13 protein-coding genes and 4 pseudogenes are annotated in these 16,219 nt (G+C 59.3%); 13 read left to right on the top strand and 4 right to left on the bottom strand.

What is annotated here, in order from left to right:
* The first annotated feature begins 54 nt into the window (after positions 1-54).
* The 11 genes and pseudogenes from TVD_RS09140 to TVD_RS14295 all read left to right on the top strand — a co-directional run.
* A complete protein-coding gene (locus TVD_RS09140; protein WP_018168655.1) occupies positions 55-1,293 on the top strand; it encodes a ribonucleotide-diphosphate reductase subunit beta in 1,239 nt (412 codons plus the stop codon).
* A 222-nt stretch (positions 1,294-1,515) separates the two neighbouring features.
* Positions 1,516-2,556, top strand: a complete 1,041-nt coding sequence (locus TVD_RS09135) for a RelA/SpoT domain-containing protein (protein WP_047251956.1) — start codon at positions 1,516-1,518, stop codon at positions 2,554-2,556.
* A 722-nt stretch (positions 2,557-3,278) separates the two neighbouring features.
* Positions 3,279-3,374, top strand: a pseudogene (locus TVD_RS14310) (transposase); the annotation flags it as partial.
* A 92-nt stretch (positions 3,375-3,466) separates the two neighbouring features.
* Entirely contained in the window at positions 3,467-4,168 is a 702-nt protein-coding gene (locus tag TVD_RS09130) for a hypothetical protein (protein WP_047251428.1), read from the top strand.
* A 67-nt stretch (positions 4,169-4,235) separates the two neighbouring features.
* Positions 4,236-4,496: pseudogene (locus TVD_RS14305) on the top strand (transposase); the annotation flags it as partial.
* A 121-nt stretch (positions 4,497-4,617) separates the two neighbouring features.
* Entirely contained in the window at positions 4,618-5,355 is a 738-nt protein-coding gene (locus tag TVD_RS09125; protein ID WP_047251427.1) for a transposase, read from the top strand.
* Positions 5,356-5,602: 247 nt separating this feature from the next.
* On the top strand, positions 5,603-6,466 hold the full coding sequence (locus TVD_RS09120; protein ID WP_047251426.1) for a sensor domain-containing diguanylate cyclase: 864 nt from the start codon (positions 5,603-5,605) through the stop codon (positions 6,464-6,466).
* A gap of 180 nt (positions 6,467-6,646) precedes the next feature.
* Positions 6,647-8,644, top strand: a complete 1,998-nt coding sequence (locus TVD_RS09115) for a S9 family peptidase (protein ID WP_047251425.1) — start codon at positions 6,647-6,649, stop codon at positions 8,642-8,644.
* 509 nt (positions 8,645-9,153) lie between these two features.
* Entirely contained in the window at positions 9,154-9,465 is a 312-nt protein-coding gene (locus tag TVD_RS09110) for a BrnT family toxin (protein WP_047251424.1), read from the top strand.
* Positions 9,440-9,715: a BrnA antitoxin family protein gene (locus TVD_RS09105; RefSeq protein ID WP_047251423.1), complete on the top strand. Its 276-nt coding sequence runs from the start codon at positions 9,440-9,442 to the stop codon at positions 9,713-9,715. The genes TVD_RS09110 and TVD_RS09105 overlap by 26 nt, the downstream gene beginning before the upstream one ends.
* Positions 9,673-9,858: pseudogene (locus tag TVD_RS14295) on the top strand (DUF2442 domain-containing protein); the annotation flags it as partial. The gene TVD_RS09105 and the pseudogene TVD_RS14295, both read left to right, overlap by 43 nt.
* A gap of 260 nt (positions 9,859-10,118) precedes the next feature.
* Here TVD_RS14295 and TVD_RS09100 read toward each other — a convergent pair.
* The 3 genes from TVD_RS09100 to TVD_RS09090 are packed head-to-tail and all read right to left on the bottom strand — an operon-like array spanning position 10,119 to position 12,352.
* Positions 10,119-11,072: a sensor domain-containing diguanylate cyclase gene (locus tag TVD_RS09100; RefSeq protein WP_240472266.1), complete on the bottom strand. Its 954-nt coding sequence runs from the start codon at positions 11,070-11,072 to the stop codon at positions 10,119-10,121.
* A 3-nt stretch (positions 11,073-11,075) separates the two neighbouring features.
* On the bottom strand, positions 11,076-11,777 hold the full coding sequence (locus TVD_RS09095; RefSeq protein ID WP_047251421.1) for a glycosyltransferase family 2 protein: 702 nt from the start codon (positions 11,775-11,777) through the stop codon (positions 11,076-11,078).
* The gene (locus TVD_RS09090) at positions 11,765-12,352 is read right to left on the bottom strand and encodes a DedA family protein (protein WP_019563984.1); all 588 of its coding nucleotides are present in this window, start codon (positions 12,350-12,352) and stop codon (positions 11,765-11,767) included. The genes TVD_RS09095 and TVD_RS09090 overlap by 13 nt, the downstream gene beginning before the upstream one ends.
* Positions 12,353-12,910: 558 nt before the next feature.
* On the opposite strand from TVD_RS09090, the pseudogene TVD_RS15060 reads away from it, so the two are divergent.
* Positions 12,911-13,022 (top strand): annotated as a pseudogene (locus TVD_RS15060) (transposase); the annotation flags it as partial.
* Here TVD_RS15060 and TVD_RS09085 read toward each other — a convergent pair.
* Positions 13,023-14,141 carry an RNA methyltransferase gene (locus TVD_RS09085; RefSeq protein ID WP_047251420.1) on the bottom strand — a complete coding sequence of 373 codons (1,119 nt, stop codon included), beginning with the start codon at positions 14,139-14,141 and terminating at the stop codon, positions 13,023-13,025.
* A 319-nt stretch (positions 14,142-14,460) separates the two neighbouring features.
* Here TVD_RS09085 and TVD_RS09080 point away from each other — a divergent pair, with 319 nt between their 5' ends.
* On the top strand, positions 14,461-15,330 hold the full coding sequence (locus tag TVD_RS09080) for a hypothetical protein (protein WP_240472264.1): 870 nt from the start codon (positions 14,461-14,463) through the stop codon (positions 15,328-15,330).
* Positions 15,331-16,219 lie beyond the last annotated feature (889 nt).

Below are 16,219 nucleotides of genomic sequence, written 5' to 3'. Positions count from 1 at the left end.
CTGAACAAAGGCCCGGCCACCGCGCCGGGCCGCCACCGAAAGAAGAGGGACACTATGCTTTCCTGGGACGATCCGATTGCCGCCGTAAAAGGCGAAGGCCAGAAACAACCCGCCGTACGCCCGGGCATGGGCTTTCAGGAGAACGAAGCCCTGATGAGCACCGCCGGCGCAGCGCCCAGCGTCCCGCCGGAACCGGAAAACGCCGGCCAGCCGCTGGCCGAGCCCAACGAGGAGGCCCTGACCGGCACCGGCCTGGAAGACATCGAGATGGGCGCCGAGCGCATCCGCGTGGATGACAAGAAGATCATCAACTGCCACGCGGACCTCAACCAGCTCGTGCCCTTCAAGTACAAGTGGGCCTGGCAGAAGTACCTGGACGGCTGCGCCAACCACTGGATGCCGCAGGAAATCAACATGAACGCGGACATCGCCCTGTGGAAGGACCCGAATGGTCTGACCGAGGACGAGCGCACCATCGTCAAGCGCAACCTGGGCTTCTTCTCCACCGCTGACTCGCTGGTGGCGAACAACCTGGTGCTGGCCGTGTACCGCCACATCACCAACCCCGAGTGCCGCCAGTACCTGCTGCGCCAGGCCTTCGAGGAGGCCGTGCACACCCACGCCTACCAGTACTGCGTGGAGTCCTTGGGGTTGGACGAGGGCGAGATCTTCAACATGTACCGCGAGGTGCCCTCCGTCGCCGTCAAGGCCGAATGGGCCCTGCCGTTCACCAAGCACCTGGCGGACCCGAACTTCCGCACCGGCACGCCGGAGGCGGACCAGAAGCTGCTGCGCGAACTGATCGCCTTCTACGTCGTGTTCGAGGGCATCTTCTTCTACGTCGGCTTCGTGCAGATCCTCTCCATGGGCCGGCGCAACAAGATGACCGGCGTGGCCGAGCAGTTCCAGTACATCCTGCGTGACGAGTCCATGCACATGAACTTTGGCATCGACGTGATCAACCAGATCAAGGTCGAGAACCCGCACCTGTGGACCGAAGACTTCAAGGACGAGATGCGTACCCTGATCCGGGACGCGGTCGAGCTGGAGGCGCAGTACGCCCGCGACACCATGCCCCGCGGCGTGCTCGGCATGAACGCCCAGATGTTCGAGGAGTACCTGCACTTCATCGCCAACCGCCGCTGCGCGCAGATCGGCCTGGCCGAGATGTACCCGGGTGCCGACAACCCGTTCCCGTGGATGAGCGAAGTGCTGGATCTGAAGAAGGAAAAGAACTTCTTTGAGACGCGGGTTACGGAGTATCAGACGGGTGGGGCGTTGAGCTGGGATTAACCCGGCGAGGCGGAGACCCAACAGAACGGAGCCAGGGAGATGGCGACGCAGCAACAGAAGAGGGCGCCGCAGGACGGCGCCCTTTTTTGTGCGGGCGCTTCGGGCACGAGGGTCAACAGACAAGGTTTGACCCCAGTGGCGCTGGCTGGCTCCTCAACGCAGCTAGCCCCCCAGTCAATCGAGTCAAGTGGTTTAAGAGCGAAAAACCTGAGGAAACAACCCGTGGCATGGAGTGTACCCAAGAACAGTAAGCGACAAGTTGATAAAGCTGGTCGAGCGTTAGCCGAAGGCCGTCTGCCCACGCATCAACAAAACGAGGCATTGCAGGTTATCAACAACTGGCGTTCATCACACAGTTTTCCGATGAATACCTTCCAGGTAAACCTGCGCCAAAGAGCTAGACGGATTGACAACGAAGCGCTGGTGGCGCAGAGACTGAAGCGGGTTCCATCCATCGTCGCTAAGCTCCGCCGCTTCGATGGCATGAAGTTGTCCCGTATGCAAGATATTGGTGGGTGCAGGGCAGTAGTTGGGAGCGTGGACGTTGTATTTGCCTTGTGCAATTCTTATCTAAACAGTGAAATCCGTCATGTCCTAGTTAATCAGAAGGACTACATAGCCGAGCCAAAAGCGTCCGGCTACAGGGGTGTTCATTTAGTTTACCGATATCGAAGTGACCGGAACGAGACATACAATGGGCATCTCATAGAAGTGCAAATTCGTTCTGGACTCCAACACGCATGGGCAACTGCGGTTGAAACAATGGGCACGTTTCTTCGGCAAGCGCTAAAGTCCAGCGAAGGCTCAACCGAATGGTTGCACTTCTTCGCGCTCGTTAGTTCAGCTTTCGCAATTCGCGAGGGGTGCAAGGTGGTGCCGGGAACGCCGACTGATTACGATGTGATTTTGGAAGAAATTCGGAGTCAAGAGGACCGCCTTAAAGTCGCGGACCGTTTAACTGCTTTCGGTGAGGCCTTGCGGACGCTGGAAGATGCTGGAATTCGGGGTTCGAAATACTACCTCATGGTTCTCAAGCCAGCGGAAGAAACGCTCGATATTGTCGGATACAGAAAAAACGAGCTTGCTCAGGCAACCGAAGCTTACCTAGAGGCTGAAAAGAGCGTTTCGAATATTGAGGGAGCAGATGCGGTTTTGGTGGCTGCGGACTCTCTTGATTCCTTGCGGAAGGCATACCCAAATTACTTCTTGGATACGAAAACGTTTTTGGCGGAACTGTCTAGCATTCTGGGCGGAAAAGGATGAGGCTGAAAGAAGACTCGTGACTAGAGGAAGACGCCTGAGCTCAGATAACGGGGTCGGACCTCGGTAACCTACGGAAACACCGAAGGAAAACGGTCTAGAAAGGGCGCGAATAGAGCTTCAAGCGATCATTTCGTCCATCAAATGGGACTTCCAGGTACGGAAGCAATCCCGTGGGCGAATCGCCATCATCTGCCGGGAAGTGGGGCAAGAAGAGGACACCCATGGTCTCTTATTGATTTCTCCGCCGAGGTGCGTGAGGCGCACCGGCCCGCACTGGCCATTACGGCGTGAAATCAGTGTTAGTGAGTGTCCAGGATTTTAGGGGCTTTACAGGTGTGGCTAGTCGGGGCAGTCTTCGTGGTGTGGTGGCAAGCTGGTAAGTAGCTGCACGGCAGGGCAGGGTCTGCCAGCGGTGCAGGTAAACTTGGCGTAGGCCTACGGGGACTTATGTCACAGAAATGGGGGCGTAACTCATGAGCACTTTTGCACTGCTTTTGATCGTGCTTGGCGTAATTGTGTTTGGGGTTGCGATAAAGCAACACCAGACAGATAAGAATCAGGGGGATAAAACGGGGGTGATTGGCATTGTCTTATTCTCGGTCGGGCTAGGAATCGCAAGTTGGTGAGGAAAAAACAAAGAGAAGAGGACACCCATGATCTTCTTGACGGACTGAGGCGGTCGGGCTAGGTTTCGGGATGATTGCAGGCCAAGGAGGGTCCTGATGACTCGAGCCATGAAGGAGCTCGTATCGGCCGAGACGACGCCGTGTTACCACTGTAACTGTCGTTGTATTCGCCGCGCGCTCCGGTGTGGCGAGGGTTTCGAATTGGCGCGGCGCTAGTATCACCAACGCAGTTCGCTCACCGTGTTGGTGCGGATGTGTTTTGTGTGTAAGCCAGGGAGGCGGGTATGGATTCAGGCGTTCGGATGCTGGAGGTTGTTCAAGCGCTTTTTACCAATCGGGATCTAAATGATCTTTTGGGCTATGGTATTGGGCTGTTGGCGTTGGCGATTTTGGCGCTGGTGGCATACCATCATTGGTCGCTAGCAAGGTATAGCCGATTTAAAGTAGATCGCCAGAAGTTCTGTGAGTTTAAGCGGGCGCTGGACGCGTCGGCGGATCAGTATGCAGACATCGGAATTGAGGTGTACTTCCGGGCGCTTTTTGGATTTCGGCTTTCAGCTATATGCATTTTGTCGTTGGTTTCATCCGGCAATCCGTTGAAAAAGATTGTCCTTTTTAAAAAAGGGCGGCGATATTTAGAGTACAATCACAAAACGGGGTATTTCATATCTAAGATCGATCTTAGGTGGCTTCGGTTTTTGGATGCATTGTATGCTGTTCTGGCGTTTTGTTGTTTGCTTATTTCGTGTGTGTCGATTATTGCGCTGCTAGAAGTGGCACGAGAGGGCTACGGCGATGATGTGATCGGGCTTATTTTCTCGGTTTTCGTCTTATTTTTGGTTTTGTCGATTGTATTTGTAGAAGCGCTGTGGTCGACGAGCGCGTCTCGAGCCTTGTTGGAAGATCAAGCAAGAACGGGGTCGGCCTTTGGAATGACGGGGTCGGACCTCGGTAACCTACGGAAAAACAGCGGTAAACCGGTCTAGAAAGGTCGCGATTCGAGCTTAAAGCGGTCATTTCGGCCATCAAATGGGCGTTCCAGGGAGGGAAGCCATGCCACGGGCGAATCGCCATCATCTGTCGGGCCATGTCTGGCACGTTACGCATCGTTGTCACAAGCAGGAGTTTCTGCTGAAGTTTGCCCGGGACCGGAGGCTCTGGCGCTACTGGCTGTACCAGGCGCGCCAGCGTTACGGATTCTGTGTGCTCAACTACATAGTGAACTCCAACCATGTACACCTGCTGGTGCGCGATGGGGGCGGAGCCGAGATTGCGCGTTCCATGCAGTTGATCGCGGGCCGGGTTGGGCAAGCAATAACGGGGTCGGACCTCGGTAACCTACGGAAAAACAGCGGTAAACTGGTCTATAAAGGGCGCGATTCGAGCTTAAAGCGGTCATTTCGGCCATCAAAAGGGCGTTCCAGGGAGGGAAGCCATGCCACGGGCGAATCGCCATCATCTGCCGGGCCATGTCTGGCACGTTACCCATCGTTGTCACAAGCAGGAGTTTCTGCTGAAGTTCGCCCGCGACCGGAGGCTCTGGCGCTACTGGCTGTACCAGGCGCGCCAACGTTACGGACTCTGTGTGCTCAACTACATAGTGACCTCTAACCATGTACACCTGCTGGTGCGCGATGGGGGCGGAGGCGAGATTGCGCGTTCCATGCAGTTGATCGCGGGCCGGGTTGGCCAGTCATACAACCGGCGCAAGGCGCGCAAGGGCGCTGTCTGGGAAGACCGCTACCATGCCACTGCCGTGCAGACCGGGGCCCACCTCGCGCGCTGCCTGGTGTACATCGACCTGAACATGGTCCGGGCGGGGGTGGTGAAGCATCCTTCGGAGTGGGAAGCCAGCGGATATCGGGAGATCCAGGCACCACCGGACCGTTACCGAGTCATTGATGAGCAGGCCCTGCTGGATACGCTGGAGATCGGTTCCGTAGCTGAGCTGAGAGAGTGTCATCGTTTGTGGGTGGAGGAGGCGCTGGCCTCGGATCGCGCCAGTCGGGATGAGTGGTGGACGACGGCCGTAGCGGTAGGGGACCGGTCGTATGTGGACGAAGTGCACCGGGCGCTGGGGGTGCGGTCGCCGGGGCGCCACGTTGAACAGACGGGGGATACCGCATGGGTGCGCGACGATGGGGCGAGTTATGGGGTTGATCAACGGTTTTGACGGCGAAATGGGGCGGATAAGCCTCTAGAAAGGGGGTTTGGCGCGATATAAATCCATGAAGTCAGTAGGTTGTCGTGGTCCGACCCCGTCGCCGAACCGTCGCCGAACGGTTGCGGCTCCCTAGTGCAGAATGACTGCACGGCAGTCACCGCGCCTTGTTCGCACGCAAAAGCGACTCGAGCGCGAGTGCGCAGATTAATCAGTGTTTCCCTAGAGTGTGAGTCCGTGGACCAGATATCCTTGACCAATGCCCGTTGACCTTCAAGCGCTCTCGGCCAGGCTGATCCATCTGATCCTCGACACGGTCTTTGTGGTCGATCGGGACAATCAGATCGTCTTCGTGACTGATGCCTGTGAGGATCTGCTTGGTTATCGCGCGGAGGAGCTGATCGGAACCACGATCACCGACTATATGCATCCGGAAGACCTGGCGGCCTCACTGGCCTCCATTGTTCGGGTCATGGAGGGCAAGCCTCACGTCGATTTCCGTAACCGCTATATCCGCAAAGATGGCGGTGTCGTGTACATCCTTTGGTCGGCCCACTGGGTCGAGGAGGAGGGTGTGCGGATTGGGGTTGCGCGGGACGTGACGGCCCTGCGGGAGGCCGAGGAGGAACTGCGCTTCCTCGCCCATCATGATCCGCTGACAGGACTGACCAACCGATCGCTGTTCTATGACCGCCTGGATCTGGCGATACATTCGGCCCATCGCTACCAGAACCACCTGGCCTTGCTGTTTCTGGATATCAACGACTTCAAGGTGATCAATGATGTCCATGGACACGCGGTGGGGGACCGTGTGCTTTGTACGATCGCCCGGCGGCTGGAGGGCTGCGTGCGGGAGACGGACACGGTGGCGCGGATGGGCGGGGATGAGTTTATTGTCCTGCTGACGGATATCCAGGTGGAGGGTGCCGTTTCCAGAAAGGTCGAGCACATTCAATCGGCCATGGACGAGCCCCTAGGCGCCGAGTTCGGCGGGATCATACCGTCTTGTAGCATTGGCGTGGCCTGCTATCCCGCTGACGGAGAGGACGCCGATACCTTGCTGAGCCGTGCGGATGGCGAAATGTACCGGGTGAAGCGGAAAAGGGGTAAGGGGCATTCATGACCTCAAAGGAAGAGGGAAGTAAGGGCTCGGACCTCGGTAACGTACGGAAAAACCGAAGGAAACCGGTCTAGAAAGGGCGCGAGTCGGGCTTGAAGCGGTGATTTCGGCCATGGGCGAGAAAAGGACACCCATGATCTCGTTGCGGCAAACTCGGGGCATTTCCTTTCCCTCGAGGACTCCATGACCCGAACACTGTTGCTGATCGTCATCTTCTACACGCCGTCGGTATGGGCGGAGCCGCCGGAGCCGATGGTGCCCGCCGACTATTACGACTTCGTGTTCGCGACCGAGCCGAGGCTTTCGCCGGATGCTGGCCATGTCGTCTTCGTGCGCAGTCGCGTGGACGATGAACGCCGCAATCGGGAATCGAGCATCTGGATGGTGCCGGCTGATGGCTCGGAATCGGCAAGCCAGTTCACCCAGGGTGAGTCCGATCGTCATCCCCGTTTTTCTCCCGATGGGCGGCAAGTGGCCTTCTTGAGGACCGTCGACGAGGACGCCCAGATTCATCTGATACCCATTGACGGTGGTGAAGCCCATGCCATCACCGAGATTGAACAGGGCGATCTTTCTCACTTTGCCTGGCTGCCTGATGGTCAACACCTGATCGTTACCCTGACCATCGACCCGGCCGTCGAGGATCCCGCGCAGGAGGAGCAGGGGGATGACGCACCGCAGGCGGATGTGAAGGTCTATTCGCGGCCGCTCAGCCGTCGTGAGTCGCAGGGTTGGCTGGATGAGAGCCGCCGCACCTTGTGGTTGCTGGATTCGGCAAGCGGCGAACTCGAGCGTTTGGCAGGGGACGCCGAGTGGAACCACAACAACCCGACGGTTTCGCCCGATGGCCGCTTCCTGGCGTTCAATGTCGACCGCAGCGGCCGCGAGTACGACGGCAGCTTCAATCAGGACATCTACCTGCTCGATCTCGAAAGCCGTGAGGAACGCAAGCTGTCCGCGCCCGATGGGCGTGTCACCGACCCACTGTTCTCGCCCGACGGGCGCCAGGTCGCCTTTCTCTATCAGTCCGACCGTTATCGTCCCGTGGAACTGCACCGCATCGGGATCGACAACGACGACCACAAGGTACTGCACGATGGCATGGACTTCTCCGTTACGCAGGCCTGGTGGCCCGAGGGGTTCGATCGCCCCCTGGTATTGGCGGACTTCCGCGGCAGCCGTCCACTGATTCGCTTGCACCCCGATGGTGACAGCGAGGTGGTCCTCGGTGATGAAGCCGCTCTCAGCGATCTCGACTTTGCCGCCGACGGCGAGTCCCTGGCCTTGCTGGTCGAAGACGAAACCCGGATGCCGGAGGTGCACGTCGCCGACAGTGACGGGTTCGAGTCGCGACGCCTGACGGGCTTCAACGACACTCTGTTGGAATCACGTTACCGGACCGAGCTCGAACGCTTCAGCTACGAGGTCGAGGATGGCCGCACGGTGGATGCGTTCCTGCTACGGCCCAAAGGGTTCGACGCCGGCGATGACTGGCCGCTGGTGTTGAACATTCGTGGCGGTCCGGCGCATATGTGGGGCCATCGCTGGTTCCACGAGTTTCAGATGATCGCGGGCGCGGGCTACGCGATGCTGTTCACCAACTATCGGGGTTCGACCGGCTACGGTTACGAGTTCCAGGCCTCGGTGTACCAGGACTACGGTGGGGTGGACTACCGCGACAATATGCAGGCCCTGGACGCGGCGTTGGAGCGCTACCACTGGATCGACGAGGAGCGCCAGTTTCTGACCGGTGGCAGCCATGGCGGCTTTCTGACCAACTGGATCACCACGCAGACCGATCGCTTCCGCGCGGCGGTCACCCAGCGCAGTGTCTCCAACTGGATCTCTGAGGCCGGCACCCAGGACTACGTGCCGACAAGGATGAATGCCGAGTTTGGCGGCACGATCTGGACGAACTACGACTATTACTGGGGACGCTCACCGCTCAAGTACGCCGACCAGGTGAGTACGCCGACGCTGATCATCCACTCTACCGATGACCGGGTGACCCCGATCGGGCAGGGCCAGGAGTGGTTCTACGCGCTGCTTAATAACGACGTAGAGAGCGAGCTGGCGGTATTCGATGGCGAAGGCCACAACCTGTCCCGGGACGGCACTCCGGTGAATCTGGTCAAACGCCTGGAACTCATCCTCGAGTGGTTTGAGAGCCATAAACCGTGATCCGCAGTGCGAGGCATTGATTGCGAGGCGGGGGGGCAGTCGGGGAGAAGGGAGAAGAGAGATGGGGGGATAACGGGGTCGGACCTCGGTAACGTACGGAAAAACCGAAGGAAACCGGTCTAGAAAGGGCGCGAGTCGGGCTTGAAGCGGTGATTTCGGCCATCAAATGGGCATTCCAGGGAGGGAAGTCATGCCGCGGGCGAATCGCCATCACCTGCCGGGAAGGGTGAACCGCCCCGGGTTTCCCGGAGACTCGTTGGTTTGGGTCACGCCAGCTGCTGAGCTATGGGCTCAGAGCTCTCCTTTTGCCTCTGGAAGTTTCCGGCGGAAGGCAAAAGGCAAGGTTTGACCCCGGCGTCTGGCCTCTTTGCAGGTCCGGTCGGACGGGCATGTACGCCTTAAGCCGCTGTTTTGTTCCGCGCTGGTTGGCACCCTTGCAGACTGACATGCATACACGGAAAAGCGGACTGTCTCTGGAGGCAGTCTGTATATGTTGGTAATATACAAAAATGATCCAGTGGAAGGACATTACCGGGTTCGACTGGGACGAGGGAAATGCCCGGAAGAGCGTGGACAAACACGGTGTGGGCCAGTCAGAGGCGGAGCAGGTGTTCTTCAATGCCCCCTTGCTGGTCCTGGCAGACGAGGTACACAGTCGGAGGGAGCCTCGCCACCACGCGTTGGGTGTCACTCATGAAGGTCGCCGGCTGCACATTACGTTCACGCTGCGCGAGCGAAGCACGAGAATCCGTGTGATTTCGGCCCGGGATATGCACCGCAAAGAGCGAGCCATCTATGAGCAATATCAAGAAGATTCCTGAGTTCAAGGACGAGGCAGAAGAGCGGGCGTTCTGGGAGAGCCATGATTCGAGTGAGTACGTCGATTGGAACCGCGCCGCGGCGGTCGAGCTCCCGAATCTCAAGCCTTCTACCCGGACGATCTCCCTGCGCTTGCCGGAGTCGCTCCTCGACCGCATCAAGATCGAAGCCAACAAGCGTGACATGCCCTACCAATCCCTGATCAAGGCGTGGCTGGCGGACGACGTGGACGAAGCCCGCAAAAAGGGCTAACGGCGACGACAGCGGATGAGCGTGTGGCATCCGTGGATTTCACCGAGCATGACCTGGTGGTCGGCCTGATGGACGGTCGACGGATTTCGGTCCCGCTCAAGTGGTACCCGCGTCTGGCCCACGCAACGCTCCCGCAAAGCAGGAAAGGACACCCATGCGCAGATGGCGCAGTTGCACGCGAAAGGTCGAATCGGCGGGCGTCTCGGCTATGGGGCGCGGTTTCGAGGGATAAGCCGTTCATTTTGACAATCCGCGCACGCGGGGCGGCGTATGCCGCAGGCCAGACCTGGGCCCCTGCCTGCCATGTACGGCCAACAGCCAGAGGCAAGGTCTGAAACCCGGGAGTCGACGCCGCAGCTCGGTCGCCGGAAAATAAACCGCTCGCCTTTTCGCCGTGCGGTCTTTATAGCAAGGCGACCCGGTTGCCGCCGGATTCTTTGACGCTGTACAGCGCATCGTCGACGCGCTTGAGCAGACTGCGGGGCGATTCATCGGGACGGTACTCCGTGACTCCGAGGCTTGCCGTGACCTGCTCGTGTATCGGGAATCGAGTCCGGGCCAACAGGGCACGCAGGGTCTCGGCCAAGGCCCCGGCGTCCTCTGCTTTGGTCTCCGGCAGGAGTGCAAGAAACTCTTCGCCGCCCCAGCGTATCAGCACGTCGCTGCCGCGCAGATTGGCTTCCAGCGTGTCCGCTACCTGGCACAGGATTAGGTCACCGGTTGCATGACCATGACGGTCGTTAACCGACTTGAAGTGGTCGATATCACACATGATCAAGCTCAACGGCGACCCGTAACGGCGGGCGCGTTGGACTTCGAGCGGCAGCAATTCATCGAATGCCCCCCAGCTCATGAGGCCGGTCAGGCTGTCATGGTGGGCCTGATGATGCAGCTCGGCTTCGATCTGTTTGCGGGCAGAGATGTCGAATCCGGTCCCGGTCAGACAGGGTTGTCCGTTGAGCTCTACCCGCAGACCGGTGAAGTAGTAGGGGATGTACGCCCCGGACGCACCGCGCATGGCTGCCTCGACGTCGGCCGAGCCGGTTTCGAAGACGCGACTGATCGCCTGGGCCACACGAGGCTGATCCTCGCCGGCGAAGAGATCCACGGCATTGATGCGGGTCAGTTCGTTGCCCTCCAGGCCGGTCACCCGCTTGAAGTTGTGGTTCCAGCGGATGAAACGACCGGTGTCATCCAGCACACAGAACACGGCGGGCAGGCCGTCGATCACGGCGTCGCTGAAATCACGTTCCTGACGCAGCTTGTGCTGCAGTTCGTCATGTGCGGAGGACGAAAGAAGAGGACACCCATGATCTTCTTGACGATTAGAGCCTCCTTGGCGGCGGGAATCAGACATTAGCTAGAAATCAATTCCGCTATCGACCTTGTTCCTCTTCCTGATACGTACAGCCCTCTCCTTGATCCAGCCAAGTATGTAAAGCCGGAATGATATCGACAGGATTTGTCGGATCATCATCGCGCGTTGGGTAGCGCCACACACGACCCCATATTTCCTTTCTTTAATGTGGTGGAACGTACCATGCACGAGTTCGAACGCCATCCCCTTCTCGAATTGCTTGGAGGTGTAGTTCAAGGCGATCTCGATCTGGAAACCCTGCACGGAACTCGTCGGTACGGCCTCCCAGAGCCGGCGGGTCAATGCCCGATCTCCGCCGATAATTGGGAAGAATCGCAGCGCCTGGTTGAGTATCAGCGTCGATCGAGCGCGCAAGCCAACATTCATCTCGACGCGTCCCTCGATGACAGGCTGCATGATCCGGGACAAGGTCTGCTGTGTGTGGCCAGTCACGTCAGCGTCGAGAAATAACAGGACGTTAGATTTCGCCGAACGCACGCCTGCATCCAATGCGGTCGTCTTGCCCGTGTTTCGAGCCAGGCGGATGACGCGGGCACCCGCGGCCTCTGCGACCTGGGCCGTCGCATCCGTAGAGCCATCATCGACCACGAGGATTTCCCCAACCCAAGGATGCTGGCGTGCACACGCAATGACATCGGCGATGGTTCCGACCTCATTGAAGGCTGGTATCACTACCGAGACCATCGGTTCCTCAACACCCGGCTCGCGATATAATTGGCGGACACCGCAATGACGATGAATATCAGGAAGGCGATCTCGATATCCTCAATCAGGTCGCCAAGTTGGCGCGTCGTGCCGACGACCGAATAGGCGAGAGAAACGAAGACGGCGAACAACGTTAGGACGGCGAGGAAATTGACGATGAGATAGGTTTGAAAACGCATATCGTGTACTCCCGCAAGCACTTGGGCCGCCGTCCGTGTGCCATATACAAACTTGGATAGAAACAGGATCTGCACGCCCTTGCGATTGAACAGGCGTTCCAGACCACGAACGGCGTTGTTGCTGTGGTGTCCAGGGATGCGGTCGAGTGCCGAAGCGGGGAATTTTCTTCCCAGCCCGTACCAGAAGAGGTCCGACAAGACGGTGGCCAGTATTGCCAGCGAGATGACTGCAGCAAGATCAAGGCGCCCGGTCGCCGCCAGGTATATCGCCGGCAAGAGCACGACTTCGCCCGCGACGAGCATGCCGATAAAAATGAACAGATACGGATAGGTCTGAAGAAGGCTGAGTACCTGTTGGAACAGATCGTGCGCCATGGCGTCCATCGAGAGATTACGTAGGTAAGGGGGATTCGGCGGGCAAGTGGGTGGGCGAATGTTCCAGGTATTAGGGCGATCTTTCAGGCCCACCGACCGTCCGGTGATGGCTACGAATTGGGATCGCGAGGGGCTTGATGCGGTCGCCGGCGGAATGTTGGGTTGCGATGAGTCCCTTATCCGGAATCTGGGGTGCGCCGCCGCCAGCCGGGTGCAGCGGTTGTAAGCGGGTGTTCAGTGCGGGTGCTCGTGAGTCCTCTAATGATCAATTGGAGATCCCAGCGTATGTCGGCCGGCTTTGATGGAGGTTCATGCGGAGGCAATCGCCCCTGCCGATCCCGGACGGCCATTGCGTGTCGAGCGCGCAGGATCTTCTTTCTACACGAGGAAACTACTACACGTGGAAACGATTCATCTGTTGGATGGCGCACAGATGAGCGGTGTTTGTGGGGATTTCAGTTTCCGCTGAGAGAAGAAGAGGACACCCATGATCTGCTTGACGGTCTGAGGCGGTCGGGCTCGGGTTTCGGGTGAGGCCATGGGCCAAGGAGGGTCCTGATGACGCGAGCCAGGAAGGGGCTCGTCTCGGTCGAGGCGACGCCGTAATTACCGCTGCATTTGTCGCTGTGTTCGCCGCGCGTGTTTGTGTGGCGAGGATCCATCCACAGGGTCAATCCGATCGCCGCGCGATCAGGTCCGTCACTGCGCGGATAAGCTGCCACTGGCCGATGAATCCCACGCCTTGCGAATCGATGTGGGAGAAGCCATCGATCAGGTGCAGGTCGGCGTCGCCGATTGCACGGGCGAGGCGCTCGCTTTCGGTGTGCGGGATCATCGTGTCGGCTCGACCGTGGATCAGGATGGCACCGTTGGAAAGATGCGAGAGGTCGCGGTTGGTCAGGGACAGCATCTCGATGGCCGCCTGCGCGCTGGCCGGCAGATCGTCCAGGAGCGCCGGGACGCGCTCCTGGTCATCGTTCAGGATTAACGCCAATAGGCTTCGCCCCTCATCGCCGAGATCATCGGCCACGTCGTCGATGGGGGCCTCGGAGTCGCCCATGCGCCGCCGCGCGATTTCTTCGAGAATCGCGCGGTCTTCGCGGTCATTCAGCATGTGCAGATTGCCGCGCAGGGAGATCCACTTCGCCTGCGGGTCAGGCGTGCGCGTCTGCCAGTGGGCCGATCCGGGCTCCCGGAACGCCCCTGTGGTGGAGAAGGTGATCACGTTCTTCGTGTCGTAGTAGCCGCCGATCGCGACCAGGAAGTCGATGGCCTCCTCCCCCTCCGGCGTCAGCGTCGCCAGGACTGCAAGGCCCACGGCATAAGAGATCGCCGCGACCCCCACCTCTTGTTCATCGGTGGCGCGGTCCACCTCCAGACGGGCCAGTAGGGCCGCGGCATCACCGATGGCAGCGGCATCCTCGGGGCGCACACTGAGGTCTTTCGTACCCTGCAGGTCGGGCACCAGCACCAGGAAGCGTGCCCGCGCCAGCGTAGTGGCGAGTTGCACCAGCCGGCGGTCGTCCTTGCCCTGTGGCGTGAAGCCCGGCACGAGGACGATGCGGGCCCCCACATCCTGCTGGGGATGATAGAGGTCGGCCGCGATGTCACCTTCGCCCGTCTCGAGCGTGAGCGTTTGGCGCATGGGCTCGGGTGTGCGGGCCTTCAGCGTGCTCGGTCCCGCGCCGGCCTCGATGTCCTGCAGCACGCGCGTTGCCTCCCAGCTCTGGGTGCTAATGCAGCCGGTAAGGATCAGGAGACCCAGCAACACAGCAGCGATGCGAAGCATGCGACTACTCTCCTGTCAGATGAGCGGTATCACTCCCGTCGGTACCCTAAGTCTATATCCGGAGTGACCGGGTCGGACCCCCAGCAGTAGGTTGCAATCAAGAGGTTGCTGCCGGATCGGGATCTTATAACGGGGTCGGACCGCGGTAACGCACGGAAAAGGCAAGGTCTGACCCCGGCGTGACTCTGATGTGGTGCCCGTTTTTGTGCTCCTGCTTTGCCCATGCAGACTTTTGTCGTCGGGTAAAGGGCAAGGTATGTGCCGGGTGGCCGCTTGCGGGGTGAGGCAGACGAACTGAAAGGAGGACGCCGGAAATGTTTTGGGCGATGATGCGACGCAGTGTCAACCGGGGATCGATGCGTTGAAGTCGATTAGCCGAAAGGCTGTGGGTGGGTTTGTTTTGGGGGTTCTTATTGGGGCGCCGGCGCCGGCGCCGGTTTGGTCTGGCGGCCCCTGTGATGATGTGCTGGAGCGAGCCTTGCGGGCAGCGGATGCTGATAAGGCTTCTTCAACTCTGGCAGCGTGCCTGGCGGCGCCCGGGCCGGTCGGGGTGCATTTCCAGGTCGCCCACGCTTTGCTGCAGGGGTCGAACGAGGAGGAATGGGCTTGCCGGTACACCGATGTGTTGCTCGGGATGCTTGAGGGTGGTGCGTTAGAGGTTGAGCAGCCGGTGGTCAGCATGATTGCGGCCGACGCTGAGGCGCAAGCCTGTCGTTGTGACAGGGCGTGGAATCGCAGACTGCGTGTTGAAGGCAGAGATCCAAGAGAGGCGGAGCGTTCTTGGTACGGTGCGGACACTCGGCAGATGGAGGTGTTTTCGCTAGATGTGCCTGTTCGTGAGGGGGCGGTAGAAATCTTCGCCCATTACCGACGGGGGATGGACCATGTATGCGTCTTCCGGGATGGAGCGCTGCGGTACGCGGAGTCGCGCGGCGCGGTTACATCAGGGATCGAGCGTGCCCAGGTCTTCGAGCATGGGGAACATCGGGCGCTGCGGGCCGCGCTGGTCTGGCGTCGCGGCGTGCATGGTGAGGCCTTGCAGCTTCTCGATATCGAAAAGGGGGTACCGATCTTCGAGAGGCTGAGCGCCTGGCCGGTGGAGTTTTCGATTAAGGACAACCTATTGCGCTACAGGGTCGTGTTAGAGGGCGACTCCGGGGATCCGGAGGCCGTCGACGGGACGTACTAAAAGGGTAGCGACCACGGGGCCAGACCATGCCTTTTCCCTTCAGGCTTTTAGTGAAGGGCAAAAAGTATAGTCTGGCCCCGAAGTTCCGTGCGCTGGTATCGGTGGTGGACAAGCCCCAGAAAAAATGGCAACCCCATCTAGTCGTATGCGCGGTTACGCTTCCATTCGCCGTCACTACCCCGGGTGTAGGTTTCGCCGCGAGAGTTCCGGCGCATGATGCTCGAGTTGCCAGTATTCGGGTCAAGACCCGGGATCGTGTTGTAGCGGTCACAGCCGGCGAGCTGGCGATCCCAGGCAGAGGCCGTATAGCTACTGCACCGCCAGTCCGACCTGGAAGAGCTGTTGGGCCAAGAGCTTGAGGGGCTGGGCATAGGGGCGGCGGGCGCATTGTAGCCACCCCACTGGGCAGACGGGTTGTTCCACTGCGCAGATACAGGGCCAGTAAGAAGGCCGGCAGACAGAACTGCAATGAAAGCAGCGGTTTTCATGTATATATCCCTTCGGTTTGACAAAGAAGAACAGCGATAGAGATTTCACCAGCCCATCATTTCCGGGGGTTCCGCCAGGACCGCCGTTAAGGGTGGCGACAACAGCCAGATTCCGGACGGAACTACCATTTTATTAATGCTTGTAAGAGCAAAAGGCAAGGTCTGAGCTCCGCCTTTCTGCGGACATGACGGTGCCATGACGGGAAACGCATGACGAGATCGGATCTCCAAGAGTAGCTTCCGATCAACCAGTTGGCGCCTGAGCAGGGATGGTCCTTGGCCTTGGAGTGGCCATTTTCGGCCATGAGTGAGGCTGTAAGGGGCGGGGTCTTCGGCGAGGTATGAAGCGTCGGGGTCGGTGTGAACGGAGCGATCGATGGCGCGGATCTCCAACTGTGCCT

The sequence above is a fragment of the Thioalkalivibrio versutus genome (genome assembly GCF_001020955.1).
Classification (GTDB): Bacteria; Pseudomonadota; Gammaproteobacteria; order Ectothiorhodospirales; family Ectothiorhodospiraceae; genus Thioalkalivibrio; species Thioalkalivibrio versutus.
The sequence above is the reverse complement of the archived record's forward strand: the minus strand, read 5'-3'. Positions and strand labels throughout refer to the sequence as shown.